We start from the raw sequence: 23,155 nt of genomic DNA on the forward strand, positions 1-23,155 counted from the left end.
GCCTAGTCGCCCGCGCTCTGCGCGCCCATCTGCCGGCCGCGTCGTTCGGCGGCGGCGACGGCGTTGCGCACCAGGCCCGGCAGCCCGCCCCCGCTCATCAGCGCATCCAGGCCCGCCTGGGTGGTGCCATTGGGGCTTGTCACATTGCGACGCAGCTCGTCCGGCTCGCCCAGACCCGCCTTCATCATCGCCCCGGCGCCGATCACGGTCTGCTTGGCCAGCGTCATCGCCAGCTCGCGCGACAGGCCTTCCGCTTCGGCCGCCGCGGCCAGGGCCTCGGTGAACAGGAAGACATAGGCGGGACCGGAGCCGGACACGGCTGTCACCGCATCCATCATCCGTTCGTCCGAGATCCACTCCACCAGGCCCGCCGGCTTGAGCAGTCTTTCAGCCTGACGGATCAGGGTTTTCGTATCAGCGGCCTCATTGGCGACGCAGACCGAGACGCCTTCGCCAATGGCGGCGGGCGTGTTGGGCATGGCGCGCACGATGGGGCGTCCGGGCAGGGCGGCGGACAGGGTGCGCAGAGGCACGCCCGCGGCGATGGAGATCACCAGCGCGCCTTCCGGCAAATCCTCGCTCACCTTGCCGAGAACGGAGCGGACAAGGTCAGGCTTGATGGCGACGACCAGCGTATCCAGAGTGGCGGCGATCTGGCCGGTCAGGGCCGGGACGCATTTGACGCCATGGCTTTCCATCAGACCCTGGGCGCCCACGCCTGGTCTCGGATCGATCAGCACGATCTGGTCGGCGCTCACACCGCCGCGCGACTTGCGCAGCCAGCCCGAGGCCAGCGCGGAGCCCATGCGGCCTGCGCCGAGCAGGCCGATCCGCCCCTGTAAGTCTGCCATGTGCGTGTTCCGTGTCCTCAGGCTTCGCCGGCCGTGTCGAACATGGCGGCGGCCACTGCTTCAAGCGGAGTTTTACCGCTCCACAGCAGATAATGAAACGCCGGATACAGACGTTCGCCTGCTTCCTTGGCCGCTTCGATCATGGTGGCGGCCTGGGCGACGGAGACATTTTCCGCTTCCGGCAGGGTCAGCGCATGACGGAAGACAATGGTGCCGTCCTCGTGCCAGATTTCGAAATGGCCGATCCACAGGCGCTCATTGAGGCGCGCCACCAGCTCGCACACATCCTTGTAGCGGCTGTCCGGCGTTTTCAGGTCCAGAGCCGCGAACATGTGGATGACGTCGAGATCCGGGCGATAGGAAAACCAGATCTGGTGATCGCGCCAGGAGCCGGGAACCGCCATGTGCAGTTCCAGGTCGTCGCGCTCATAGGCGTATTGAGCCGTCAGGACGGCTTGCTCGATGCTTTCCAGCGGATCCATCGAAACGACGGTTTCCTGGGTGGTGAGATCCATGATGGTCCTCTAGCCCCTCGCAGCGCCTGGCGACTCAGTGCGCCGCCCATGTCGGACGGTATGCCGCCCCGTCATCGGGGTGCAAGCGCTGTGCGTGGGGGATTTTGTAAGTGGTTTATTCAGCGGACTTTTTTGCTGTGGACGTCTTGGCCGCAGACTTGGCCCGGGTCGGCTTTTTCGCCGATTGGGCTTCCAGTTCGGCCAGGCGGGCCTCCAGCGATTCGAGCCGGGCGGCGCTGGCGTCCGCTTCGGCCCGCAGAGCTTCGAACTCGTCCCGGCTCACCAGATCCAGCTCGGACGCCATGCGTTCGGCCTGGGCGCGGAACACCGCGCGCGCTTCATCACCTGCGGCTTGCGCGGCGCTGAAGGCGTCGGTCATCAGATCGGCGAGATCTGCGAACAGGGGATTGCGTGACTGCATGACATCACCGTGTGCTCTGCTATGAAGACCCATATAGGCGTCGACGGGTCGGCTTAGCAATGCGCCGCCGCGCCGCCTGACAGTTAACAGCCGGTCCCGTCGGCCAAATTATTTTTCTGGAGCCTTTCATGATAGGCGCATGCCCCGCCAGTTTCGACCTCATCGATCCGGTCCTGTTCACCCTTCCCAAGGTCTGGATCTTCGGTCCGTTTCCGATCCGCTGGTATGCGCTCGCCTATATCGCCGGCCTGTTCGGCGGTCTGGTCTGGGTGCTCCGACTCGTCTCGAACGACGCGTTGTGGGGCACGACGCGCAAAACCCAGACTGCGCCCTATAGCCGGGCCTTCGTGGATGATCTCGTCTTGTGGATCATGATCGGGGTCATTGTCGGCGGGCGTCTGGGCTATGTACTCTTTTACAATACGTCGATGATCTGGGAGACGCCGCTGCGCGTCATCACCGGCATAACCGATGGCGGCATGAGCTTTCACGGCGGCCTGATCGGCGTGACCCTCGCCATGGTGCTGACCGCGCGCGCACACGCTGCGCCCTTGCTGCGGGTATCGGATGCGGTGGCGGCGGCGACGCCGATCGGCCTGTTCTTCGGACGGATGGCGAACTTCATCAATGGCGAGCTTTGGGGGCGTCCGGCGCCGGACCTGCCCTGGGCCATGCGGTTTTCCGCCGACCCGACCTGCCAGTTGCGCCATCCCAGCCAGCTTTATGAGGCGGCGCTTGAAGGTCTGGTGCTGTTCGTGATCCTGAGCGTGCTGATCTATCGCTTCAAGGCGCTGACCCGGCCCGGCCTGATCACAGGCGCCTTCCTGATCGGTTATGGCGTGTTCCGCGCGTTTGTGGAGCTGTTCCGCGAGCCCGACCGGCAGATGCCCGAAGCGCTGCAGGGCTATGTGACAATGGGCATGGTGTTGTGCATTCCCATGATCGCGCTGGGGGCCTATCTGGTCTGGCGCGCCCGCAAGGCCCCGGCTGTGGGCGAACGCGCCGCCTGAGCCGGGACGATGCCTGAGCCAAGACAGGGACTGATCCATGAGCGATGACGAGTTTCGCCCCGCGCAGATGATCTCGGAGCGTCTGGCAGAGCGCATCCGCACGGAGGGATCGCTGTCGGTGGCCGCCTTCATGGCCGAGGCGCTGTTTCATCCCATGGCGGGCTTTTACGCGACGAAAGACCCGCTGGGCGCTGCGAACGATTTCATCACGGCGCCCGAAATCAGTCAGATGTTCGGCGAACTTCTGGGCCTGTGGGCGGCGGAATGCTGGATGCAGATGGGCGCGCCCTCGCGCTTTGAACTGATCGAGCTGGGGCCGGGCACCGGCCGGATGATGAGCGACATGCTTCGGGCAGGGCGGGCCGCGCCCGGATTTCTGGACGCGGTCCATGTGACGCTGATCGAAGCGTCGCCCGCGCTCAAGATGGTGCAGGGCCAGACATTGGCGAGCGCCTCTGTCCCGATCAACTGGGCGAAGGATTTCGACAAGGCGCCGTCCGGTCCCGCTGTCGTCATCGGCAATGAGTTTCTCGACTGTCTGCCGATCCGTCAGGCCATCCGCCACAAGGGCCAATGGCGCGAACGGGTGGTGACGCTGCACCCCGAGGACGAAGCCCGTTTCGTCTATGGGCTGGGACCAGTGCTGGGTGAAGCGGATGTGGCCTTCATCGCCCCTGGTCTGCGCGAAGCCGACGACGGCACGCTGGTGGAATTGCGCCCTGGCGATCAGCAACAGATCGACCAGCTTGCGGCCCGGTTCGACCGCGATCCAGGCTATGCCCTGTTTGTCGATTACGGGTCTGCAAAGCCTGAGACGGGCGACACGCTGCAGGCCATCCGTGCGCATCAGAAAGTGGATCCGCTGGACGCGCCGGGCACGGCGGACCTCACAGCCTGGGTCGATTTCGATCGCTTGCTCAGGCTGGGCGAGGACGCCGGATTGTCGGCTTTCGGTCCCATGACCCAGGGCGATTTCCTGACCGAGCTGGGGATCGAGCAGCGCGCCGCCGTTCTGTCACGCTCGGTCGACGAGGCCGGTCAGGCCAAGCTCAAGCGTCAGATGCACCGCCTGGTCTCGCCTGAGGATATGGGGACGCTCTTCAAGCTGGCGGCCTTCAGTTCGGAAGGCTTGCCGCCGGCGCCGGGCATCGCGCCGTTCAAACGGTCTCGCTAGGCGCTGAGATGCGCCTCGATGATGCGGGCGATCACGCGTTCATATTCCTCAAGGTCGGAGGGCTTGACGAAATAGCCGTCCGCGCCGGCCTCGAGGGCGATCCGGATTTCGTCCTTGAGGTTGGAGGTGGACAGGCTGATGCACGGCACGCCGTCCATCTTGCCGCATTTCTTCACCAGTTTGATGAAGTCCGAGCCCGACATGCCGGGCAGGCGGCTGTCGACCAGGCAGAAATCAGGTTTCGCTGCGTCGCTGCGGATATAGTCGAGCGCATCCTCGGCCCGTTCGAAGACTTTCAGATCGCCATATCCGCGCGCTTCCAGCGCGCTCGTGATCAGGCTGGCGTCAATAAGGCTGTCTTCAATGATCAGGCTGGTCATCGCTGATCTCCTCGATCCGGGGAAACTGCATCAAGAACCGTGCGCCGCCGACAAAATCGGGATCCACGCTGATCTTGCCGTCATGAGCCTCCATGATCCGGGCGCAAAAGGCCAGCCCGACCCCCGACCCTGAGACGTCGCTGCGATAGCGCTGCATCATCTTGAACACACCCTCGGCCTGGTTGGCCGGGATGCCGGGGCCATTGTCCGCGAATCGGACCGTCAGACCGCCAGGCGTTTCCAAGGCGTCCACGGTGAGCCGGATCTCTTCCTTGTCGGAATACTTCACGGCGTTGTCCACGAGATTGCGGAAGAGGTGCGCCAGCAGGGTCTCATCGCCTTGCAGGACGGGATCGCCGATGACGTCCAGCGTGATGGGGGCGTCGGGATAATAGGCGGCCAGCAGCTTTTCGAGCAGGGGCCGCAGAGGCGCAGCGTTCGATGCGGCCTTGGTCTCCACCAGGTCCGAATAGCTCAGCAGCGTGTCGATCAGCATCAGCATGTCACGGGACTTGGCTTTGACGTCATGCAGATAGCCCAGCACCTTGTCGTCCCCCTCCGGACCCAGCTGGCGCTGGGCCAGATCCGCCAGCAGCGAGATCTGGCGGGCCGGGGCCTTGAGGTCATGGGAGGCGCCCGCCGCAAAGTCGCGCAGGGTGCCGTTCGAACGCTCCAGATCCGCGGTCCGGCGCTGGACCTGGCGCTCCAGCGAGTTCGCCAGTTGCTGCAGCTGGCGCTCCGCGCCCACACGCAGCTGGACTTCGTCCTGCAAAGATTCGTTGGACTGTCTGAGCTGGTCCGTGCTGGGCATGGCCAGCGCCTTGGGCAGAAGCGGCCAGAGGGTGATCGCGGTCGCGACGGAGACTACGGCGGTCAGGATCTTGAGCGCGCCTTCGGTGAAATAGGCCGGGGTCCAGATCGTGTAGATCGAGAACAGGTGCGTGGCGCCGCAGAAGATGATGAACAGGATGAAGAGATAGGCGACGGGCCTGAAAAGGATGTCCGGCCGTCTCAGGGAGATCAGCCAGATGACGACGGGGATGGAGAAATAGGCCAGACCGATCAGCGCATCCGAGACCACATGCATCAGCAGGATGTCTGCACGCCACAGATAACACATGCCATGGGGCATGAAGCCGTGAAGAGATTGCATGAGCGCCTCTGAGCTTGCGGAATTGCGTATCCGACACTCTAGGTTTCTGCTTAAGGGAGTGTTTCAGATGCGAGACGCGCCCTAGGCGTGTGCAGCGGGCTTTTTCCGTTCACGTCCTGATCATCATGACAGCATGGCGGGCGCCCCGCCGCTTTGCCGCACGCGCTTATCCTGCTATGAGCGCGCCGCGGCTCAGAACACGGGAGAGGGCAGATCATGAAACTGATGTGCGGCAACGCCAACCGACCACTGGCCAAGGCCATCGCCGATTATCTTGACGCCCCCCTGTCGGATGTGGAGATCGAGCGCTTCGCCGATGGCGAGCTGTTCGTGCGCATCGACGAGAACATGCGCGGCCAGGATGTCTTCATCATCCAGCCCACCTCCGAGCCCGCCAACGACCATCTGATGGAATTGCTGATCTGCATGGACGCGCTGGCTCGCGCCAGCGCCAACCGGATCACCGCCGTCATTCCCTATTTCGGCTATGCCCGTCAGGACCGCAAAACCGGCGGCCGCACCCCGATCACCGCCAAGCTGGTGGCGAACCTCGTAGCCGAGGCCGGCGCCCACCGAGTGCTGACCATCGATTTGCATGCGGGCCAGATCCAGGGCTTCTTCGACATTCCGACCGACAACCTCTTCGCCACCCCGGTGATCGAGCAGGACATCCGTCAGCACTATGATGTCGAGGACCTGCTGATCGTGTCTCCGGATGTGGGCGGGGTGGTGCGCGCACGCTCGCTGGCCGGGCGTCTGGGCGCGGACATCGCCATCGTCGACAAGCGCCGTCCCAAGGCGGGCGTGTCTGAAGTGATGAACATCATCGGCGATGTCGAAGGCCGCCGCTGCATCATCTTCGACGACATCATCGATTCCGGCGGCACGCTGTGCAACGCCGCGGCGGCGCTCAAGGAGCAGGGCGCCAAGGAAGTCTCCGCCTACATCACCCATGGCGTCCTGTCCGGCAAGGCGGTGGAGCGGATCTCCAACTCCGTCCTGAAAGAGCTTGTGGTCACCGATTCCATCGACGTGACCGCCAAGGTGGCGGCGGGCAAGAATATCCGCTCGCTGTCGGTGGCGCCGCTGCTGGGCGAGGCGATCCGCCGGATCGCCAATGACGAGTCTGTCTCCAAGCTGTTCGACTAGGCTGGAGACGCGCCGCGGAAGAGTCAGCGGATCGCTTGCGCTCCCCGCAAGCTTCCGCTATAGCCCGCGGCTCGAAAGTTCTTACTCAGTCTTGATGGCTGAACGAAGCGCGCGCCGCCAAAACCGGCGGCGCTTGCGTTTAAACCGATTTCGTATGGGACCGGACCATGAGCGATATTGTTCTCTCCGTCGAAGTGCGTGAGCGCACGGGTACTGGCGGCGCACGTGAAACCCGCCGCAACGGCTTTGTGCCGGGCGTTCTTTATGGCGGCGACAAAGGTCCCGTCTCGATCGCGCTGAAAAACAACGAAGTGATCAAGGCGATCAACTCGGGCAAATTCCTCGCTCAGATGATCACCATCGATCACAAGGGTGAAAAGCAGTCCGTGCTGACCCGCGACGTGCAATTCCACCCGGTTCGCGACGAGCCGGTGCACATCGACTTCCAGCGCGTTGACGAAAGCACCATCATCACCGTCGAAGTGACCGTGCACTTCCACAATGACGAGAAGTCTCCGGGCCTGAAGCGCGGCGGCGTTCTGAACGTTGTGCGTCACGCCGTGGAAGTGAACGTGCCGGCGGGCTCGATCCCGGATCAGATCGATGTGGACCTCTCCGGTTACGACATCGGCGATTCCATCCACATCTCCGCCGTGACCCTGCCGGAAGGCGTCACCCCGGCGATCACCGACCGCGACTTCACCATCGCCACCATCCAGAACTCTCGCGCGGCGCGTGCGACCGAGGATGAAGAGGGCGCTGAAGGCGAAGAGACCGAGGCCGAGGGCGACGAGGAGTAATCCTCTTTCCTTCGTCCGCAACGGACTTAAAAGGCGGCTGGCGGACACTGTCCCGGCCGCCTTTTTCATTTCTGGAGCGCGTCATGCATCTGATCGTTGGGCTCGGCAATCCGGGCGGCAAATACGCCGGCAACCGTCACAATGTGGGCTTCATGGCGCTGGACGCCATCGCCGAGGACTGGCGGCTGGGGCCGTGGAAATCGCGCTTTTCCGGTCAGACCGCCGAAGGCGTGGTGGAGACCGGGCAGGGACCGAAGAAGGTCCTGCTGCTCAAGCCCCAGACCTTCTACAACGAGTCCGGCCGGGCCGTGGCCGAGGCGGCGCGCTTTTACAAGATCGAGGCGGACAAGATCATGGTCTTCCATGACGAGCTCGATCTGGCGCCCGGCAAGTTCCGTCTCAAGACGGGCGGCGGGCATGCGGGCAATAACGGCCTGCGCTCGACCAAGGCGCATATCGAGGGCGATTTCAAGCGCGGCCGCATCGGCATCGGCCATCCCGGCGACAAGAACCAGGTCACCAACTGGGTTCTGGGCGATTTCTCCAAGGCCGAGGGTGAGTGGCTGGGCCCGCTGCTGGACGCGATCGCGCGCGCCTTCCCGCTCATCCTGGAGGGCAATGAAGACGCCTTCCAGACCAGGGTGACCCATCTCGCGCCCGCGCCCTGACACCGCGCGCTGAGTCCCTGAACGCGTTTTTGACTCGCCTCTTGGTTGATCCTGTCCTTCAATGGCGCAGTCTATGGACCATGCGCGGAGGAGGGGGCGCTCATGTGGGGCAGGAAGCGGCGTGCGTTTTATGCAGTGGATCCGGTGAACCCGGACGCCATGCAGGACGGCGGAAAACCGCACTTTCTGGATAAGTTCAAGGCGGTCGTCGATGACGTGCTGGGCCCGGCGCCGCTGCATGTCTGCATCGAGGCGGCCAATCCCAGAATGCTCGGCCGCTCTTCGGACCTGCTGATGCACCTGATGCTCAGCACCAATTTCGGCAGCTCGCCGCCCTCCTCACGGAACGGGATCCAGATCCATTTCATCCCCGACCGACTGTCGGTCCCGGCGCTGGACGGGCATGTCCTGGCGATCGGGGGGCCGCGCTCCAACGTGATCTCGCGGATCGCGATGGAATACGAGATGAACTATAGCGACCGCCTGCCATTCTACCGGCGGTACACGAGCGCCTGTTTCAAGATGCGCTACACCCATATCAACCGGCGCGATTACGATGACCGGGTGCTGACCGATATCGAGTCCCTGGACGAGACCGCGCTTGAAATCATTCATCACTACTACAACGACATCAACAAGATGCGTGATCAGGTCAAGGCGAACCCCCGCTCGCCCAGCAAGGATATCTACCTGTTCAGCGCCAATCGCAGCATCCTCAGCGCGCCCAAGCGCTCGCTTCCCTCGCTGTCCATAGACCTGACCGCGCTGCAGGAGAGCGGCGTGTCCATCCTCGCCCGCCCGGTCTCGGATTTCGTGCTGTACGACCATTTCGTCGAAACGCTGCTTCCCAACGTGTTCTCGAAGGGGGTGGACCAGCACGGGCTGATCATCATGCATGGTCTTCGCAATCTGGGCACGTTCGCCGGGGCGGGCATTCTGGACGACCCGGCGCATCTGGAGACCCTCCGGTCCCGCCTGGAGCAGTTCAAGCTGCGCCGGTCGGAAGGCTCGGCGAAGGCGGACCAGCGATGCTGGAGCGTCATCCGGCCTCTGGAATATGTCTTCGAGCAGCACTCCGAGGCGGAAGCGATCAAGCTGATCTCGGGTCTGGGCTATGGCCCCATTCGCGAGATGCACGGCGAGAGCCTCGCCATTCAGGCGCAGAACACGTCGGAAGCGCGCGACGAGGCCAAGCAGAATCTTGTGGAGTGGTCACGGGTCGAGCGGTTTCAGGCAGAGATCCGACGCCAGCATTACGACAAGCCGGTCGAGAAGCGGCGACGCTCCGCGGTGAAATTCGATCAGATTGACGAGAACCAGATCCTGGACGCCATGTCCCTGCCGCGTGATCAGCACATGCGGCGCCATCAGATCTATGTGCTGGGGTGCTTTGAAGCCAAGAAAACCGTTTTCACCCAGCAGACCCGGGCGATGACCCTGATCCATGCCCTCTTCAAGGCGGGCAAGATCGGCAAGGGGCGAAAGATCTGCATCATTGGCGGCGGGATCAGCGGCATGGCCGCCGCGGTGGCGGCTGCGGAAACCGGCACCCGGGTCGTCTTGCTGGAAAAAGAGCCCGAGCTTGTCCCGGTCATTGATCGCAAGAGCCAGCGCTATCTGCATCCGCGTTTCTATGACTGGCCGGAAAAGGGCTGTGAGCACGGCTCGACCGATTTTCCGCTGCCCGCGCTCAACTGGACCGCCGGCCGCGCCGAGACCGTCATCAGCACGCTCGTTGATCAGTTCGAGGCGTATCAGGCCCGTCGCGCCAGTCTCGGCGATTACACCGATTTCTCGGTGTATCGCGAGTTCCCGGTGCAAATGCTGCTCTTTGACCGCCAGAACCGGAAGCACATCGTCGCAAACTGGCATTTCGGCGTTGATGAGGATGGCGAGATGAGAGCGGTCACAGAGCCGCGGTCCATTCAGGAACAACTGGAAAGAAGACGCCGCAAACACGCGACGGCGACCGAAGCCGACCTCCTGGCCGAACGGCGCATGAAAGCCTCCGCCTATATCGCGCACTTGCAGAAAATGGGGGAGGGCGATCACGGCTATCCCGCCAGACGGGATCCCAGGGCGTCAGCGGCTGAGGAGTACAACGCCGCCGACGACCCCTGGTCGATCGTGGACTGTGACGTGGTGGTCTTCGCCACGGGCTTCGGAGCCGAGATCCCCAGGGAGTTCAACGCGAAGGTCAATCCGCCCATGCCGGAGGACCTGATCCTGAACAAGGGATACTGGACGCCAGACGAAACCGGTTTCGGGCGCGCCAGCGAACCCTTGGAGATCAAGGAAGATGCAGAGAGCGCGCCGGACCGGCTGTTCGTGGTGTCGGGCTCGGGGGATGGCGCGCTCGTGGACATTCTCCGGCTGTGCATCGAGAACTTTGACCATGAGCGGCTGGTTAATGAGCTCAACGCGCTCCTGTCGCCCCGGCTGAATGGCGCGGTCTGGGCCAACCAGTCCGATGTTCTGGTCTATGGCGACGAGCTCTCGCGCTTGTTTGAATCAGATGACTTCAAGCTGGTCGAAGGCGAAAAGGACCGGTTGGCGCAGATCGACCAGGTCATGTCCGGCTTTGATATCGACGCCTTCCTCGACCGGCTGGATGTGAAGCTCAACCCCGTCCAGGTCTATAATGTCGCCAATGTTCCGCAGCCTTTCTGGCCGGCCTCCTGTACGGCCCACCGGCTGCTGGTCTGGTGCCTGTTCAAGAAAGGCCGGGTGCGCTTCATCGAGGGCGCCATCACCGGCTATGAGGCCGATGAGGCCCAGAAGGCGCTGCACATCCGGCGCAAGCTTGCGGGCAAGACGCGCCGGATCAACCCGTCCGGGGTGGTGATCCGTCACGGGGTGGGGCAGCGGCATGCCGGATTCCTGAAGATCCAGGGCGTGCTGGATGAGGAATCCCGGTCGCACGAGGATATCGCCAATGATGGTCGCCGGCTGGTGGCGCTCTTGCGCCTGTCCAATACGCTGCACCCGGAAACGGAGAAGTTCTTCCGTCACACCATCAAGCATCTGAAATAGGGGATGCGGGGCGCGGCCCGGACGGGCCCGTCCCGCATGAACGGAAGTTCACAATTCCGCCAGCTTTCCGGCGGGAAGACGCCCTCAAAAACACGCCAGAATACCCCGATTTCGGCCATCTGCGGACACAAGCGCTCATCATATTCGATCCTGCCAGACGACGAGGCGGCCCTCAGACGCCCCGTGACTGTCCGGCCTAGAGCAAGGAGAGAGACTGATGAAACGCCAAGTTCTGATTTCGACGATCGCTGCTGCTGCTTTCGCAGGCGCTGCATTCGCTGAAGCCCCGATGTTCGACACTGTCGACACCGATGGCGACGGCGTGATCACCCTGTCTGAAGCGCAAGCTGTTGCGCCGGAACTGACCGAAGACGAATTCGCTGCGTTCGACGTGAACGCCGATGGCGGCCTGGACCAGGCCGAGTTCGAAGCCTGGGCGGCGACGCTTCCGGCTGACGAAGAGCACGGCGAAGGCCACTAAGCCTTACTGCGCTTCACACCCTCTGCACGTCCCCCCACGTGCACCCCGGGGCCGGTCGCCATGCGACCGGCCCTGTTTGTTGGGGCGGACATGAACGGGCTGACAGGCTTGCGGCGAGCGGGCCTTATTCGCGCCCCGGACTTTCCCTTTTGCCGCCCTTGTGAGGTCACAGCGCCGGATCAGATTGATCCTCGCTCCTCCCCGAGCGCCCGCCGCAAGGCGGATGAACCTTCCCATCTGGCCGGTTGCTTCGCGCAGCCGGCCATTTTTTTCAGGCGATGAGGGGATGTCTGACCGCGCCGGCTCAGGCCGGGATCGTCAGCGGGTTCCGGAGCACAAGAAGCGCGATATAGCTCACATAGGCGAGCGTCATGACGAGGCCCGAAACCCGTCCGATGGGGCGGCGAAACAGGGCGAAGGCGAGAATGGCGAGGGCGGCAGCGGTCATGACCCAGAAGTCCAGCTGGATGAACTGGTCCGAGACGGGGGCCGGCTGGCCGGTCGCAAAGCTCGCCGCAAGACCGGTAATGCCGCCCACGGCGCTGATATTGAAGATGTTGGAGCCGACCACATTGCCGATGGCCATGTCCGCCTGCTTGCGCAGTGCGGCGACGAGCGCGGTGGCGAGCTCGGGCAGGGACGTGCCGAAGGCCAGGATCGTCAGTCCGATCACGGCGTCGGGGACATTGAACAGCGCGGCGATGCCCACGCCGCCATCCACGATCAGCTGGGCGCCGATCGGCAGCATCACCAGGCCGCCCAGAAGGAAGAGCGCCACCATGGGCGCCTTGGCGGGCAGGCCGTCCATATGCTCGATATCGGTGAGCTCGGCGATCATGGGATCGTCAGCATGCGCCTTCGCGGTCAGCGCCAGGAAGCTGACATAGCCGACAATGCCCACCGCCAGGATCGCGCCATCCATCAGAGACAATGCGCCATCCAGACACAGGGCGATGAAGAGCGCGGTGAAGCCCAGCGCGATGAAGGCGTTGCGTTTGACGCCGGTGGCGGTGGAGGCGATGGGCGCAAGCAAAGCGGGCAGGCCAAGCACCAGTAGGACATTGGCGATGTTGGAGCCGACGATATTGCCGATGGCGAGCCCCGGCGCGCCTTCAACCGCTGCGGCGGCGCTGACGACCATTTCGGGCGCGCTGGTCCCGAAAGCGACGATGGTCAGTCCCACCAGAAGCGGCGGCACGCCCGCCTTGCTGGCCAGCGCCGTGGCGCCGCGCACCAGGATGTCGCCGCCCGTCAGAAGGACGACGATGCCGCCAAGCACCATCAGGCTGAAAAGAAGGATGTCGGGCATGAGGACCTGCGTCTGTGGCGGGCTAGGCCCGCGAGCGCCCTAGTCCAGACGCTTGTTGTCGATCAGGTTCAGAATGCCGAAAATGCCGACTGCGAGGCCGAGAGCGACAAGAGCTGCCATGGGACGGGTCCTTCCTGAGTGTCTGAGCGGGCGCGCACTGCGCCAACGCCTGCGATATAGCGTGATGCGAGGCCGAGAGAAAGACTGATGGCTTCAAGTTCACCAGTCATTGACACCCTTAAGTCAAGGTTGCACACCAGCCCTAACCCGTGTGGGGAACCGCAAGATGGCACGAGACATGACATCCGATGCTAGAAGTCGCCAGCTTCTGGAAGCGATTTCGGATGTCCAGTCCATCTATATCGGGGGCGAGGAATCCGCATACGCCTCGTTCAACAGGCTGCTGGCCATTCTGCTCGACATCACGGAGTCCGGATACGGGTTCGTGGGCGAGGTCGTCGGCGAGGGCGACGGGGTCAATCCCTGGCTGCGCACCTGGGCGATGACCGATATCAGCTGGGACGCGCAATCTCGGGCGCTCTATGAGCAATCGGGACAGGAAGGCGTGATGGAGTTCGTCAATACCGAGCTGATCTTCGCCTCGGTGCTGAATTCCCACAAGCCGGTCATTGCAAACGCGCCCGACCTCAAGGTGAACCTGCCCCCTGGCCATCCGGCCATGACAGCCTTCATGGCCCTGCCCATGATGAACGGGGACGAGCTGCTGGGGATCGCCGGCGTGGCCAACCGCAAGGGCGGGTATGACGCCGAGCTGGCCGAATTCCTCACCCCCCTGACCAACACGATCGGGGCCTTCATCAAGGCCCGGCGTCTGGATGAGGCGGCCCGCCAGACCCAGGCGCGGCTCGAGCACTCGGAATCGCGCTATGCGCTGGCGATCTCGGGCACGGGCGCGGGCATCTGGGAATGGAACGCGGATGAGGAGACGCTCTACTGGTCAGAGCGCCTGCTCGAAATCATGGGGCTTCCGGAAAGCTATCAGCCGCCCACCTCGAAATCGGGTCTCGATTTCATGCATCCGGGTGATCGTGAGCGCTATCAGACGGCGATCTGGCGTCATCTGGAGGATGGCACCCCCTTGCGCGAGCGCTTGCGGGTGCGCCACGCCGACGGACACTGGATCTATGTGGAATCCCATGGCCAGGCTGAGCAGGTTGAACCCGGCGCCCCCCGGCGCATGGTCGGCACCCTGGTCGATGTCAGCGAGATCGCCGATGCGGAATCGCGGGCGCTCAAGGCGCGTCTGACCGCCGAAGTGGCCATCACCAGCGCGAACATGGGCCGCTGGTGGTATTCGGTCGAAGACTCGGTGATCTATCTCGACAGCCGGTTCGCCGCCTTGCTCGGCCGTCCTGATCTGGTCGACAAGCCCTTCCCCTGGGCGGACATGTTGATGCTGATGGTGCCCGAGGATCGCGACAATGTTTCCCGCACCCTTGAGAACACCCTCAAGTCCGAGGATGGGCGCATCACGCTGGCGCACCGCATCATCCGCCCGGATGGCGAAGTGGTCTGGCTGCAGGTGGACGGAGCCGTCATTCGTCGCGACGAGACCGGCGCCCCCCCGGGAAATGACTGGTATCGCGGCGGACCAGACTCCGTTGCGCAAGGCCGAGCAGGAAGCCAACGAACATCGCCGGTTATACGAGCTGGCGATCAAGGGCTCCGACCTCACGGTTTTCGATCTCGACTTCAAGACCGACCAGCTCTTTGCCTCGCCCGGCTATTACCAGATGACGGGCAATCCCCAGCCCTCGAGCGTGCGCCGGATATCGGACTTCCTGGCCGCCGTGCATCCGGATGATCTGGCGGCGGTCCAGAAGACCCTGCGCGAGCCGGAGGTCAAACCCGGCGATCCCGGTCCCCACAAGCAGAATCTGGTGTTCCGCCTCCAGCACCGGGAGGGCCATTATCTCTGGGTGGAGGGGGTGGGCGAAGTCCTGTGCGATGCGGACGGACGCCCGGAACGGATTTCGGGCACGCTGCGCAATATCACGGACAAGCTGAGGATCGAGCAGGAAGCCCGTCAGGCGGGCATGCGCGCCCAGATGGCGCTGCGTGTGGCGGGGCTGGGCGTCTGGGACCTGGATTCCGAAAGCGGGCTTCTGAGGCTGGACGCCACGCTGGCGGATATACTGGGCAGGCCTGAACTGGCCTATCAGGAGATCAGCACGGAAACCCTGATCGCGTTTGCGCACCCCGAGCACCTGTCCGAGGTGCGGGAGATGTCCGAGGCCCTGCTGCGCGGCGATCACGAGCAGACGAACCTGGAACACATGATCATCAATGGCCGCGGCGAAACGGTCTGGATCAAGGTCTATATCCGGATCGTCGACCGGGATCACAATGATCTGCCCATTCGCATGATCGGGATTGTCGAGGATCTCACCCAGCACAAACGCGCCGAAGATACGCTGAAGGCGGCCCTCGCTCACGCCGAGGCGGCCAGTGAAGCCAAATCCCAGTTCCTGGCGAATATGAGCCATGAAATCCGAACGCCGCTGAATGGCGTTCTGGGCATTGCGCAATTGCTGGCGTTGACCGACCTCAACGACCGCCAGAAGGAGTTTGTCCAGACGATCCGGTCCTCGGGCCGGGCCCTGCTGTCGATCATCGAGGATATTCTGGACCTGTCCAAGATCGAGGCGGGCAAGCTCAAGCTCGTTCAGCGCCCCGTGCGCCCTTCCGACGTCATTGAGGAGACGGTGCAGGCGCATGCGCCCGACGCCGAGCGCAAGGCCTTGCCGTTGCGGCTCTCCCAGGCGCCGGAATTGTCGCGTGTGGCGATGGTGGACGCCAATCGGGTCCGCCAGATTCTCAGCAACCTTCTGGGCAACGCCATCAAGTTCACCGAAACCGGAGAAGTTCGGGTGGACGCGCTCTGGACCGAGACGGGCCGCATCCGGGTCGAGGTTCATGATACCGGGCCCGGAATGAGCGAAACCGTCCAGAAACGGGTCTTCGGGCGCTTTGAACAGGCGGACATGTCCCATTCGCGCAGCCATGAAGGCTCGGGTCTGGGCCTCGCCATCGCGCGCGAACTGGTGGTCTTGATGGGCGGCCAGATCGGGGTCCACTCCCGTCCGGGGCAGGGGGCGTGCTTCTGGTTCGAATTCCCGGCCCGGCCGGCCGATCTTGATGACGAGCCCCAGGAAACGGCGCAGTCCAGATTGCGCTATACGCCGGAAGCGCCGGCCCGGGACAAGCGCGTGCTGGTGGTTGACGATCAGAAGGTCAATCGCGATGTCACCGCCGAGATGGTGCGCCAGGGCGGGTATGAACCTGTGGTGGCGGCCAGCGGCGGAGAGGCGCTGGAATTGCTCCAGGCCGAACCCTTTGACGCCGTCCTGATGGACCTTCACATGCCCGGCATGGGCGGAGAGGAGGCGATCCGGCGCATTCGCGCCGGCGAGGCGGGCGCCGCCGCCATTCCGATCTATGTGGTCAGCGCCGACGCCACCGTGGAAACACGTTCGCGGGTCCAGTCACTGGATGTGGAGGGGTATTTCAGCAAGCCTGTGGAGTTGCAGGCCATCGTGAACGCGCTGAACGGATTGAATTCGGGCGTGTCCGCACGCGCTCATCCCCCTCAGGGCGCAGAGCATTGACGCTTGAGAGTGGAACCAATCGCCCTAGCTGACGTTATCAAAGCTAAAGGAGGCGATATGACCATTCGAGCAGAAAAAACCGAAGCACGCCAAGGTGAGCGCCGGAACTGGCAGGAACATGTCCTCTATGCCTCCTTGGGAGGTGCGGTCATTGCGCTCGCTGTGATTGCGTTTGTCTTCATCATCTAGGGTTTGATCTCTGGTATATTGAAGCTGGTCTGGCGCCGACAGGCATCCGTCAAGGGGCCTGCGTCGCCGCATCCGGTCCGGAAAGGTCAATAAAATCCTAAAATGGACTGCGCGTCGCCAATTCCGGTGCTAGGGTCCCGAGGCGTCGCCCGTGGGGAGGCTGACGCCCTGGTTTGAGGGAGGCCGAGATGGGCCTGATCTTTGCGCGTGCGACCAACGCCACTTTCACGATTTTCCTGTCCTTCGTGCTGTCCTACATCATGCTGATCAGCATGGGCATTCTCTGGCCGGAAGGTCTCGACTGGCTGGTGCAGCGCGCCAAGGACTTCGAGGCTTTGATCCTGCGGCCCGACATTCCGGTGCGCTACAAGGTCTGGATGGATCTGCTGATCGAGGAGGGCGCCATCCTGCTGCTCTTCTTCACTCTGATTGCGCGGATCATTGTCGCCCTGGTCGGCAGTGCGATCTCGGCGCCGTTCAAGAAGCATTAGCGGACGTTTCAGACGCACTTGAGCAACTGGTCAAAGCGGGCGGATTTGGGCACTCTTCGCCCATGATCGACCCGCGCGCCGCCCATATCCTTGTCGTTGATGATGATGACCGCATTCGCGATCTTCTGACGAAGTTCCTGCGCGCGCGGGGTTTGCGCGTCACCTCCGCCAGCGACGGCAAGAAAGCGCTCTCGTTGCTGGCGCAGATGCGCTTTGACCTGATCATCCTCGACGTGATGATGCCGGGCGCGGACGGATTTGAAGTCACCGAAACCGTGCGCCAGACCGACGCCACGCCCATCCTCCTGCTGACCGCGCGCGGCGAGCCCGAAGATCGCATCAAGGGGCTCAGCCTCGGGGCGGACGATTATCTCGCCAAACCGTTCGAGCCTGAGGAGCTGGTGCTGCGCGTGCAGGCGATCCTGCGCCGCGCCCTGCCGCAGACCCGCGGGCCGTCGGCTGTCGCCTTCGGGCCCTGGCGGTTCGAGATCGAAAGCGGGCAATTGAGCGAAGACGGCAAGTCCGTGCGTCTGACCGGTGGTGAGACCGCACTTCTGGCCGCACTGGCCAAATCCAATGGCGAGGCGGTGTCGCGGCAGTCGCTGTCCGAGCAGGCCGCCAATGGCGCGGGCGAGCGGGCGGTGGACGTGCAGATCACCCGCCTCAGACGCAAGATCGAACTGGACCCCAAGGCCCCGCTCTATATCCAGACCGTGCGGGGGTCGGGCTACAAGCTGGTGGCGGATCCGGTCTACGACGTTGCTGAAGGCTAAGGCTGGATGCGCTTCTCCATCAAACCCTATCTGCCCAAGGGCCTGTTCGAGCGCTCGCTGCTGATCATCGTGCTGCCCGTGGCGCTGATGCAGGGGGCTGTGACCTGGGCCTTCTTTGACCAGCACTGGCAGACCACGACGGCGCGCCTGAGTGAAAGCGTCGCCGGGGAGGTGGCGCTGGTGGTCGCGCTTTATGAACGCGAAGGCCCTGAACAGTTCGACGCGCTGGCGAATCTCGCCTTCGCCACCACCGATCTCAGCGTCGAGTTTCGCGAGGGAGATGCGCTCCCCACCACCCGCCGCACGGCGTTTTTCCGCGCGCTGGACCGGACGCTCAGAAGCGCGCTGGGCGATGAGCTGAACCACGCCTTCTGGTTCGACACCACGCGCTATCCCTCCTATGTCGACATCCGCGTGCAGGTGGATGGCGGTGTCCTGCGCTTCATCGCCGTGCGCGACCGGGTGTTCGCCACCACCGGGCATATCTTCCTGATCTGGCTGTTCCTCGCGACAGGCCTTCTGCTCACCGTCGCCATCCTGTTCATCCGCAATCAGGTCAAACCGATCCGCCAGCTCGCCGAGGCCGCCGAAGCCTTCGGTCGGGGTCAGGATGTGGAGCGATTCAAGCCCGCCGGCGCGCGCGAAGTGCGCCGCGCCAGCGCCGCCTTCCTCGACATGCGCGGCCGGCTCAAGCGCCATATCGAACAGCGCACGCAATTGCTCGCGGGCGTCAGCCATGACCTCAGAACCCCGCTCACCCGCCTGCGCCTCCAGCTCGCCCTGATGCCGCAAAGCGAGGAGCGGGACGCCGCGCGCCGCGATCTCGCTGACATGGAGGCCGCGCTCGAGGAATATCTCGCCTTCGCCCGCGGTCAGGCGGGGGAGGAGCCCGAAAGCCTCGACCTCACCGCCCTGTGCGAGACGCTGGCGGATGACGCCGCGCGCGAGGGCGTGGATCTGCGGCTCGAGGTGGAGGACGGGCTCATCGTGCAGGCGCGCGAGAGCGCCCTGAAACGCGCGCTCGCCAATCTCGTCTCCAATGCGGCCGCCCATGCCGAAGACGTGCTCTTGAGCGCGCGCCGCAATGGCTCGCGGCTTGAAATTCTCATCGATGATAACGGTCCTGGCATCCCCGCCGACCAGCGCGAGGACGCCTTCAAGCCCTTCTCGCGCCTCGACGAAAGCCGCAACGCCAACCGCAAGGGCGTCGGCCTCGGCCTCGCTATCGCCCGCGACACGCTGCGCGCCCATGGCGGCGAATTGCGGCTCGAGGACTCCCCGCTCGGCGGTCTGCGTGCGCGGGTGAGTTTGCCGGCGTAGGCAGAGCCCCTCGGTCCTCGGGCTTGACCCGGGGACCCATGGGCCTCCGGACCAAGTCCGAAGGCCGAGAGGTCGGGGGCAAGCTCCCAATTCCCCACACCGTCATCCTGACGCAAGTCAGGACCCAGAGAGACCAGGGCGCTCCGGGTCCCGGATCAAGTCCGGGATGACGCGGTGGAATCACATGTCATTCACCGCTTCATGCGGTGACCCCATGCCGTGACCTGTCCTCAGCTCAACCGGAATGGATCCCCCGCACAAGGCGGGGGATGACAGGGGGAGAGGGTGGGCGCAAGCTCACCCGCCATGCTCCGGCGGCAGGGGTTTGATGCCCAGGGCTTCGCGGTGGGCGTCGGTGAACTCTTCGCCCTCTTTCAGCCCGGCCCGCTGGCGCAGATGCGCGGCGAGGCGATCGAGCCGACGATCCATCTCGTCATAATAGCGGCTGGCGTCCTCCGCCGTCTTCGGCTGCGGCGCGCTCGCGCGCATGCGGTCATAGCGCTCGGCGAGGCGCAACGCCTGCTCGGCCTGTCGCAGGCGCCCCGCCCCGGTCAAGGCGAGCGCGCGCTGTTTGAGACTGCGCGCCATCTGCCCCCATTGTTCAGCGCTGATCTCGGGGGCGTCTTCGGTCGCGTCCTTCTCTTCACCCTCTTTCCCATACTGAAACCCCGGCCCTGAGCCGGGGCCTCCCTCCGCGTGTGGCGCCTCATTCTGATGGACGTCCCGGCTCAAGGCCGGGAATTCAGGTGAGGGAGAGGAGGAGGGCGCGCCACCCCGCCCCGACACGGCCCAGGCCGCCGCTTCCAGATCACAGACGCGAAAGCCATGCGCCTCGGCCCAGCGATAGATGGTGCTCACCGTCACGCCACAGGCGCGCGCGATCTCGGCGGTCTCCGCCCCCGCCTCCCGCATCGCCCGCGCCCGGGCGATCCTCGGATCATTGATGTCAGGTGTCCCAGCGCTCATGCCCTTGACGGTAAGGGGTGAGGGCGGGGTGGTGGATAGCGCTTCCCCTCTCCCCCTTGGACAAGGGGGAGAGGCCGGGTGAGGGGGTGCGCTTCAACCGCGCTGCGCCTCAGGCTTGCCCCGCCACTCACACCTCACCTGTCCTCTCCCCTCAGGAAGGGGAGAGGGACGCACGGCGTCGGCTCACTATCTCCCTCTTTCCCCGCGAAGGCGGGGACCCAGAGATCATCACGCGCTAGCGCATCCGGCTCTGGGCCCCCGCGTGCGCGGGGGAAGAGAATAAGTCTCTCCCCCTCGGTCCTCGGGCTTGACCCGGGGACCCAGACCAACCGAGCCGCCGCATGGGCCTCCGGATCAAGTCCGAAGGCCGAGAGGTTGGGTGTGCTCTTCCAATCTTTCCACCCGTCATCCCGGCCTTGAGCCGGGATCTACTGCAGGCGTCTCAGTGATTAGACCTGAGCGTTTCCTGCAGATCCCGGCGCGCTGCGCGTCCGGGATGACACAATGGCGGGGCAGGCGGTGCGCTGGCGGCTCAATGTCACGCCGCAGGCGCGCGCGATCTCGGCGGTCTCCGCCCCCGCCTCCCGCATCGCCCGCGCCCGGACGATCCTCGGATCATTGATGTCAGGTGTCTCAGCGCTCATGCCCTTGACGGTAAGGGGTGAGGGCGGGGTGGGGGATAGGGCGGCGTTCTCCGCTTTAAGTCTCCCTCTTTCCCCGCGCAGGCGGGGACCCAGAGATCATCAAGCGCTGCGTAACCGGCTCTGGGCCCCCGCCTGCGCGGGGGAAGAGGAGAGGGAATTCAACCCCAGTCGTCATCCCGGCCTTGAGCCGGGATCTACTGCAGGCGTCTCTGCGATCAGAACGGGTTGAGTTAGTTCTATCTGACCTAGAATTGACTTGGGGCTGAGAAAGGAGGCGCTGCTAGATCAAAACGATAAAAATTGATCAAGTACAGGTTGCGGGCGCGGCTTAACAAAGTGTAAAATAATCACCTTAGCTTTAAAAAAGGAAGGTTTATGGCTCGCTATTACGTAAACAAAAACATCGACGACCACGGGAATCACGAGGTTCATGTTCATAGTTGCGCTTGGCTCCCCCTAGAACATAACCGTATATATCTAGGAGATTTTTTAAGCTGCGGCCCTGCAAAGGCTGAAGCAAAAAAAATCTATTCTACGGCAGATGGTTGTGCGCATTGCTCCCCGAGCTGCCATACAGGCTAATTCATGGGGCTAGATTGTTCTTGAGGGGAAGTGTTGACAGCGCCTCCGGAACAAAATAAGAACTTTTGTGCGGACGGGAAATTTCTGCAATCGTGTGTACCTCTTAGATTCGAGGTACTGCAGTGCTTGATACACATGCCCGTTGGGCTCTCCATATGGAGTTGATCCTAAAGCCTATGCCTGTAGAGGCGCCGAACCCAAGAATTGAAGACTACTTGGGCGGTATTCTAAATCTCATTGACAACAAACAAGCAGTTCATTTCTCTGACAAGAAGACAAAGTCAATGAGAGCTGTTGACTACCATGTGGATTATGAATTGGGCTTGCTTTTTATTCTTTTGCATTATGCGGATATTAATTTATCTGATCCGGCTTTTGAGCACTTAGAAAAGGGAGTGGTGAGAATAGAGGAAAAACGTGAGGGCGAAGGTATCGCAGTATCAACGCATATGGCTATTGATTTAAAATCTCGCGATCCCAGCTTCGGTGCTTATAGGGTTCTTCTTGAAGATGTTACAGGAATTGGCCGCACAAAGCTTGAACCGTTTTTAACTTACATGATGCGACTCCTGCCTCGAATGGAATTTTCCTTGGATGATGGGAAAGTGCGTAAGTTTCGATCGGTAGCGGAATTGCATGGCTTTCAATCGGTTACCCTCAAGGAGGATCTGTCGTCTGGGGTGTTATCAGGAATTGAGCTTGTGCAAGTTGGTGTTGCGGGCAGCGAGTACGACGAAGAGGGGCTTCTTAAAGAGGAGAGGAGGGCTATTAAGCTTGACGTTGAGAAAAAGTTGCCAACAGAAGGCGCAATCGAACTCATTAATCGCGTGACTGGGAAGGCGCGGAACAATGGGTTTTCGAATATGCGTGTCACATGGCGACGAGATGAAGGCAAGCAGAAGTCGCGGGCTTTCGGTACGCACCGAGAAGATGTCTCTGACGTGCTGACCCTTGGCACGAGCCATATGCGATATGATGCCCTTCGTGAGCAATGCGAGCAAGAAATCAGAGCTGACGTTGTTGAGAACTTGAAGGAAGTACTCTTGAGCCAGAGGAAGCAATGAGGCTTTTTAAGCCAATAATATATCTGACTGTAGAGCACCCCGAGAAGCGTAAGTATGACTTCTGGCTTCCGGCTGCTTTTGCATGTGCTTTTACGGCTATTTATATATTTTTAGATGGCACCATTAAATTTATAGAGAGTGGGGGAATTGTTGATTCGATTAATCAACTTCTAGCCTTGCTAGTCGGATTTTTCATTGCGGCACTTGCCGCGGTGGCGACTTTCAATTCTCCGAGCATGGACGAGAAGACATTAGGAAAGCCGTTTCTGCTTAAAGAAAATTATAAAGGTGAGAATTATGTTGTGGAGCTTACTCGCCGCAGATTTTTGTCCCTTATGTTTGGATATCTTAGTGTTCTCACTATAGTTTTGTATGTGATTGGCGTCGCGGCAAAGGTGTTTGCGCCATATTTTCAAGTCTTGGTGCAAGAAAATATAGCAATGCAATCTATTTTTGTTTTTATATATATATGTTTTTGGTTGGGAATCTATTTGTAAATACCCTATTGGGTATATTTTATATGTCTTATCGGATTCATAAGTCTGACCCTCGT

22 protein-coding genes are annotated in these 23,155 nt (G+C 62.4%); 15 read left to right on the plus strand and 7 right to left on the minus strand.

All coding sequences use genetic code 11. The annotated features are described in order from the left end of the window. Nucleotides 1–2: 2 nt before the first annotated feature. The 3 genes from proC to OA2633_RS13190 all read right to left on the minus strand — a co-directional run bounded on the left by proC (nucleotide 3) and on the right by OA2633_RS13190 (nucleotide 1,787). Nucleotides 3–851, minus strand: a complete 849-nt coding sequence (proC, locus tag OA2633_RS13180; RefSeq protein ID WP_009803063.1) for a pyrroline-5-carboxylate reductase — start codon at nucleotides 849–851, stop codon at nucleotides 3–5. Between the two features lie 17 nt (nucleotides 852–868). Beyond that, entirely contained in the window at nucleotides 869–1,366 is a 498-nt protein-coding gene (locus tag OA2633_RS13185; RefSeq protein WP_009803064.1) for a YbjN domain-containing protein, read from the minus strand. 115 nt (nucleotides 1,367–1,481) lie between these two features. Next, nucleotides 1,482–1,787 carry an accessory factor UbiK family protein gene (locus tag OA2633_RS13190; protein ID WP_009803065.1) on the minus strand — a complete coding sequence of 102 codons (306 nt, stop codon included), beginning with the start codon at nucleotides 1,785–1,787 and terminating at the stop codon, nucleotides 1,482–1,484. A gap of 128 nt (nucleotides 1,788–1,915) precedes the next feature. Here OA2633_RS13190 and lgt point away from each other — a divergent pair, with 128 nt between their 5' ends. Both lgt and OA2633_RS13200 read left to right on the plus strand, forming a co-directional pair. After that, nucleotides 1,916–2,797, plus strand: coding sequence for a prolipoprotein diacylglyceryl transferase (gene lgt / locus OA2633_RS13195; protein WP_009803066.1), 882 nt, complete (start codon nucleotides 1,916–1,918; stop codon nucleotides 2,795–2,797). A gap of 37 nt (nucleotides 2,798–2,834) precedes the next feature. Beyond that, entirely contained in the window at nucleotides 2,835–3,971 is a 1,137-nt protein-coding gene (locus OA2633_RS13200) for a class I SAM-dependent methyltransferase (RefSeq protein WP_009803067.1), read from the plus strand. On the opposite strand, the gene OA2633_RS13205 is transcribed toward OA2633_RS13200, so the two are convergent. Both OA2633_RS13205 and OA2633_RS15585 read right to left on the minus strand, forming a co-directional pair. Beyond that, complete coding sequence (locus OA2633_RS13205) at nucleotides 3,968–4,351, minus strand: response regulator (protein ID WP_009803068.1); 384 nt, start codon at nucleotides 4,349–4,351, stop codon at nucleotides 3,968–3,970. The genes OA2633_RS13200 and OA2633_RS13205 overlap by 4 nt on opposite strands. Then, entirely contained in the window at nucleotides 4,332–5,504 is a 1,173-nt protein-coding gene (locus tag OA2633_RS15585) for an ATP-binding protein (RefSeq protein ID WP_009803069.1), read from the minus strand. Before OA2633_RS15585 ends, OA2633_RS13205 begins: the two co-directional genes overlap by 20 nt. Nucleotides 5,505–5,720: 216 nt before the next feature. Here OA2633_RS15585 and OA2633_RS13220 point away from each other — a divergent pair, with 216 nt between their 5' ends. The 5 genes from OA2633_RS13220 to OA2633_RS13240 all read left to right on the plus strand — a co-directional run bounded on the left by OA2633_RS13220 (nucleotide 5,721) and on the right by OA2633_RS13240 (nucleotide 11,635). After that, on the plus strand, nucleotides 5,721–6,653 hold the full coding sequence (locus OA2633_RS13220; RefSeq protein WP_009803070.1) for a ribose-phosphate pyrophosphokinase: 933 nt from the start codon (nucleotides 5,721–5,723) through the stop codon (nucleotides 6,651–6,653). A 167-nt stretch (nucleotides 6,654–6,820) separates the two neighbouring features. Further along, on the plus strand, nucleotides 6,821–7,453 hold the full coding sequence (locus OA2633_RS13225) for a 50S ribosomal protein L25/general stress protein Ctc (protein ID WP_009803071.1): 633 nt from the start codon (nucleotides 6,821–6,823) through the stop codon (nucleotides 7,451–7,453). An 83-nt stretch (nucleotides 7,454–7,536) separates the two neighbouring features. Continuing rightward, the gene (gene pth / locus OA2633_RS13230; protein ID WP_009803072.1) at nucleotides 7,537–8,121 is read left to right on the plus strand and encodes an aminoacyl-tRNA hydrolase; all 585 of its coding nucleotides are present in this window, start codon (nucleotides 7,537–7,539) and stop codon (nucleotides 8,119–8,121) included. 102 nt (nucleotides 8,122–8,223) lie between these two features. Continuing rightward, entirely contained in the window at nucleotides 8,224–11,154 is a 2,931-nt protein-coding gene (locus tag OA2633_RS16405; protein WP_009803073.1) for an FAD-dependent oxidoreductase, read from the plus strand. Between the two features lie 217 nt (nucleotides 11,155–11,371). Then, a complete protein-coding gene (locus tag OA2633_RS13240) occupies nucleotides 11,372–11,635 on the plus strand; it encodes a hypothetical protein (RefSeq protein WP_009803074.1) in 264 nt (87 codons plus the stop codon). 304 nt (nucleotides 11,636–11,939) lie between these two features. Here the strand turns inward: OA2633_RS13240 and OA2633_RS13245 are convergent, their stop codons facing one another. Next, entirely contained in the window at nucleotides 11,940–12,944 is a 1,005-nt protein-coding gene (locus OA2633_RS13245; protein WP_009803075.1) for a calcium/sodium antiporter, read from the minus strand. Between the two features lie 298 nt (nucleotides 12,945–13,242). Between OA2633_RS13245 and OA2633_RS13250 the strand changes: the two genes are divergently transcribed. The 6 genes from OA2633_RS13250 (at nucleotide 13,243) to OA2633_RS13270 (ending at nucleotide 19,346) form a co-directional block, all read left to right on the plus strand. Beyond that, complete coding sequence (locus tag OA2633_RS13250; protein WP_009803077.1) at nucleotides 13,243–14,769, plus strand: PAS domain-containing protein; 1,527 nt, start codon at nucleotides 13,243–13,245, stop codon at nucleotides 14,767–14,769. Then, nucleotides 14,699–16,573: a PAS domain-containing hybrid sensor histidine kinase/response regulator gene (locus tag OA2633_RS16555; RefSeq protein WP_009803078.1), complete on the plus strand. Its 1,875-nt coding sequence runs from the start codon at nucleotides 14,699–14,701 to the stop codon at nucleotides 16,571–16,573. The genes OA2633_RS13250 and OA2633_RS16555 overlap by 71 nt, the downstream gene beginning before the upstream one ends. Before the next feature lie 57 nt (nucleotides 16,574–16,630). After that, nucleotides 16,631–16,762 carry a hypothetical protein gene (locus OA2633_RS16605; protein WP_009803079.1) on the plus strand — a complete coding sequence of 44 codons (132 nt, stop codon included), beginning with the start codon at nucleotides 16,631–16,633 and terminating at the stop codon, nucleotides 16,760–16,762. Between the two features lie 188 nt (nucleotides 16,763–16,950). Continuing rightward, entirely contained in the window at nucleotides 16,951–17,253 is a 303-nt protein-coding gene (locus OA2633_RS13260; RefSeq protein WP_009803080.1) for a hypothetical protein, read from the plus strand. A gap of 62 nt (nucleotides 17,254–17,315) precedes the next feature. Then, nucleotides 17,316–18,026 carry a response regulator gene (locus tag OA2633_RS13265; protein ID WP_009803081.1) on the plus strand — a complete coding sequence of 237 codons (711 nt, stop codon included), beginning with the start codon at nucleotides 17,316–17,318 and terminating at the stop codon, nucleotides 18,024–18,026. 6 nt (nucleotides 18,027–18,032) lie between these two features. After that, nucleotides 18,033–19,346, plus strand: a complete 1,314-nt coding sequence (locus OA2633_RS13270; protein WP_009803082.1) for an ATP-binding protein — start codon at nucleotides 18,033–18,035, stop codon at nucleotides 19,344–19,346. Between the two features lie 297 nt (nucleotides 19,347–19,643). Here OA2633_RS13270 and OA2633_RS13275 read toward each other — a convergent pair whose 3' ends face one another. Continuing rightward, complete coding sequence (locus OA2633_RS13275) at nucleotides 19,644–20,312, minus strand: helix-turn-helix domain-containing protein (RefSeq protein ID WP_009803083.1); 669 nt, start codon at nucleotides 20,310–20,312, stop codon at nucleotides 19,644–19,646. Between the two features lie 1,381 nt (nucleotides 20,313–21,693). Between OA2633_RS13275 and OA2633_RS13290 the strand changes: the two genes are divergently transcribed. Together OA2633_RS13290 and OA2633_RS13295 are read left to right on the plus strand one after the other, a co-directional pair. Then, nucleotides 21,694–22,602, plus strand: a complete 909-nt coding sequence (locus OA2633_RS13290; protein WP_040612739.1) for a hypothetical protein — start codon at nucleotides 21,694–21,696, stop codon at nucleotides 22,600–22,602. Then, complete coding sequence (locus OA2633_RS13295) at nucleotides 22,599–23,099, plus strand: hypothetical protein (protein ID WP_009803086.1); 501 nt, start codon at nucleotides 22,599–22,601, stop codon at nucleotides 23,097–23,099. Before OA2633_RS13290 ends, OA2633_RS13295 begins: the two co-directional genes overlap by 4 nt. Nucleotides 23,100–23,155: the final 56 nt, after the last annotated feature.

Source organism: Oceanicaulis sp. HTCC2633, from assembly GCF_000152745.1.
Classification (GTDB): Bacteria; Pseudomonadota; Alphaproteobacteria; order Caulobacterales; family Maricaulaceae; genus Oceanicaulis.

Excerpts from the sequence above, each read along its gene's own strand:
- OA2633_RS13190 (WP_009803065.1), bottom strand. The coding sequence starts at position 1,787 with ATGCAGTCACGCAATCCCCTGTTCGCAGATCTCGCCGATCTGATGACC.
- OA2633_RS16605 (WP_009803079.1), top strand. The coding sequence starts at position 16,631 with ATGACCATTCGAGCAGAAAAAACCGAAGCACGCCAAGGTGAGCGCCGG.
- OA2633_RS13295 (WP_009803086.1), top strand. The coding sequence starts at position 22,599 with ATGAGGCTTTTTAAGCCAATAATATATCTGACTGTAGAGCACCCCGAG.
- OA2633_RS13265 (WP_009803081.1), top strand. The coding sequence starts at position 17,316 with ATGATCGACCCGCGCGCCGCCCATATCCTTGTCGTTGATGATGATGAC.
- OA2633_RS13250 (WP_009803077.1), top strand. The coding sequence starts at position 13,243 with ATGACATCCGATGCTAGAAGTCGCCAGCTTCTGGAAGCGATTTCGGAT.
- OA2633_RS13290 (WP_040612739.1), top strand. The coding sequence starts at position 21,694 with ATGGAGTTGATCCTAAAGCCTATGCCTGTAGAGGCGCCGAACCCAAGA.
- OA2633_RS16405 (WP_009803073.1), top strand. The coding sequence starts at position 8,224 with ATGTGGGGCAGGAAGCGGCGTGCGTTTTATGCAGTGGATCCGGTGAAC.
- OA2633_RS13270 (WP_009803082.1), top strand. The coding sequence starts at position 18,033 with ATGCGCTTCTCCATCAAACCCTATCTGCCCAAGGGCCTGTTCGAGCGC.
- OA2633_RS13245 (WP_009803075.1), bottom strand. The coding sequence starts at position 12,944 with ATGCCCGACATCCTTCTTTTCAGCCTGATGGTGCTTGGCGGCATCGTC.
- OA2633_RS13240 (WP_009803074.1), top strand. The coding sequence starts at position 11,372 with ATGAAACGCCAAGTTCTGATTTCGACGATCGCTGCTGCTGCTTTCGCA.
- OA2633_RS13200 (WP_009803067.1), top strand. The coding sequence starts at position 2,835 with ATGAGCGATGACGAGTTTCGCCCCGCGCAGATGATCTCGGAGCGTCTG.
- OA2633_RS13205 (WP_009803068.1), bottom strand. The coding sequence starts at position 4,351 with ATGACCAGCCTGATCATTGAAGACAGCCTTATTGACGCCAGCCTGATC.
- OA2633_RS15585 (WP_009803069.1), bottom strand. The coding sequence starts at position 5,504 with ATGCAATCTCTTCACGGCTTCATGCCCCATGGCATGTGTTATCTGTGG.
- OA2633_RS13260 (WP_009803080.1), top strand. The coding sequence starts at position 16,951 with ATGGGCCTGATCTTTGCGCGTGCGACCAACGCCACTTTCACGATTTTC.
- proC (WP_009803063.1), bottom strand. The coding sequence starts at position 851 with ATGGCAGACTTACAGGGGCGGATCGGCCTGCTCGGCGCAGGCCGCATG.
- OA2633_RS13220 (WP_009803070.1), top strand. The coding sequence starts at position 5,721 with ATGAAACTGATGTGCGGCAACGCCAACCGACCACTGGCCAAGGCCATC.
- OA2633_RS13275 (WP_009803083.1), bottom strand. The coding sequence starts at position 20,312 with ATGAGCGCTGGGACACCTGACATCAATGATCCGAGGATCGCCCGGGCG.
- lgt (WP_009803066.1), top strand. The coding sequence starts at position 1,916 with ATGATAGGCGCATGCCCCGCCAGTTTCGACCTCATCGATCCGGTCCTG.
- OA2633_RS13225 (WP_009803071.1), top strand. The coding sequence starts at position 6,821 with ATGAGCGATATTGTTCTCTCCGTCGAAGTGCGTGAGCGCACGGGTACT.
- OA2633_RS13185 (WP_009803064.1), bottom strand. The coding sequence starts at position 1,366 with ATGGATCTCACCACCCAGGAAACCGTCGTTTCGATGGATCCGCTGGAA.
- OA2633_RS16555 (WP_009803078.1), top strand. The coding sequence starts at position 14,699 with ATGACGGGCAATCCCCAGCCCTCGAGCGTGCGCCGGATATCGGACTTC.
- pth (WP_009803072.1), top strand. The coding sequence starts at position 7,537 with ATGCATCTGATCGTTGGGCTCGGCAATCCGGGCGGCAAATACGCCGGC.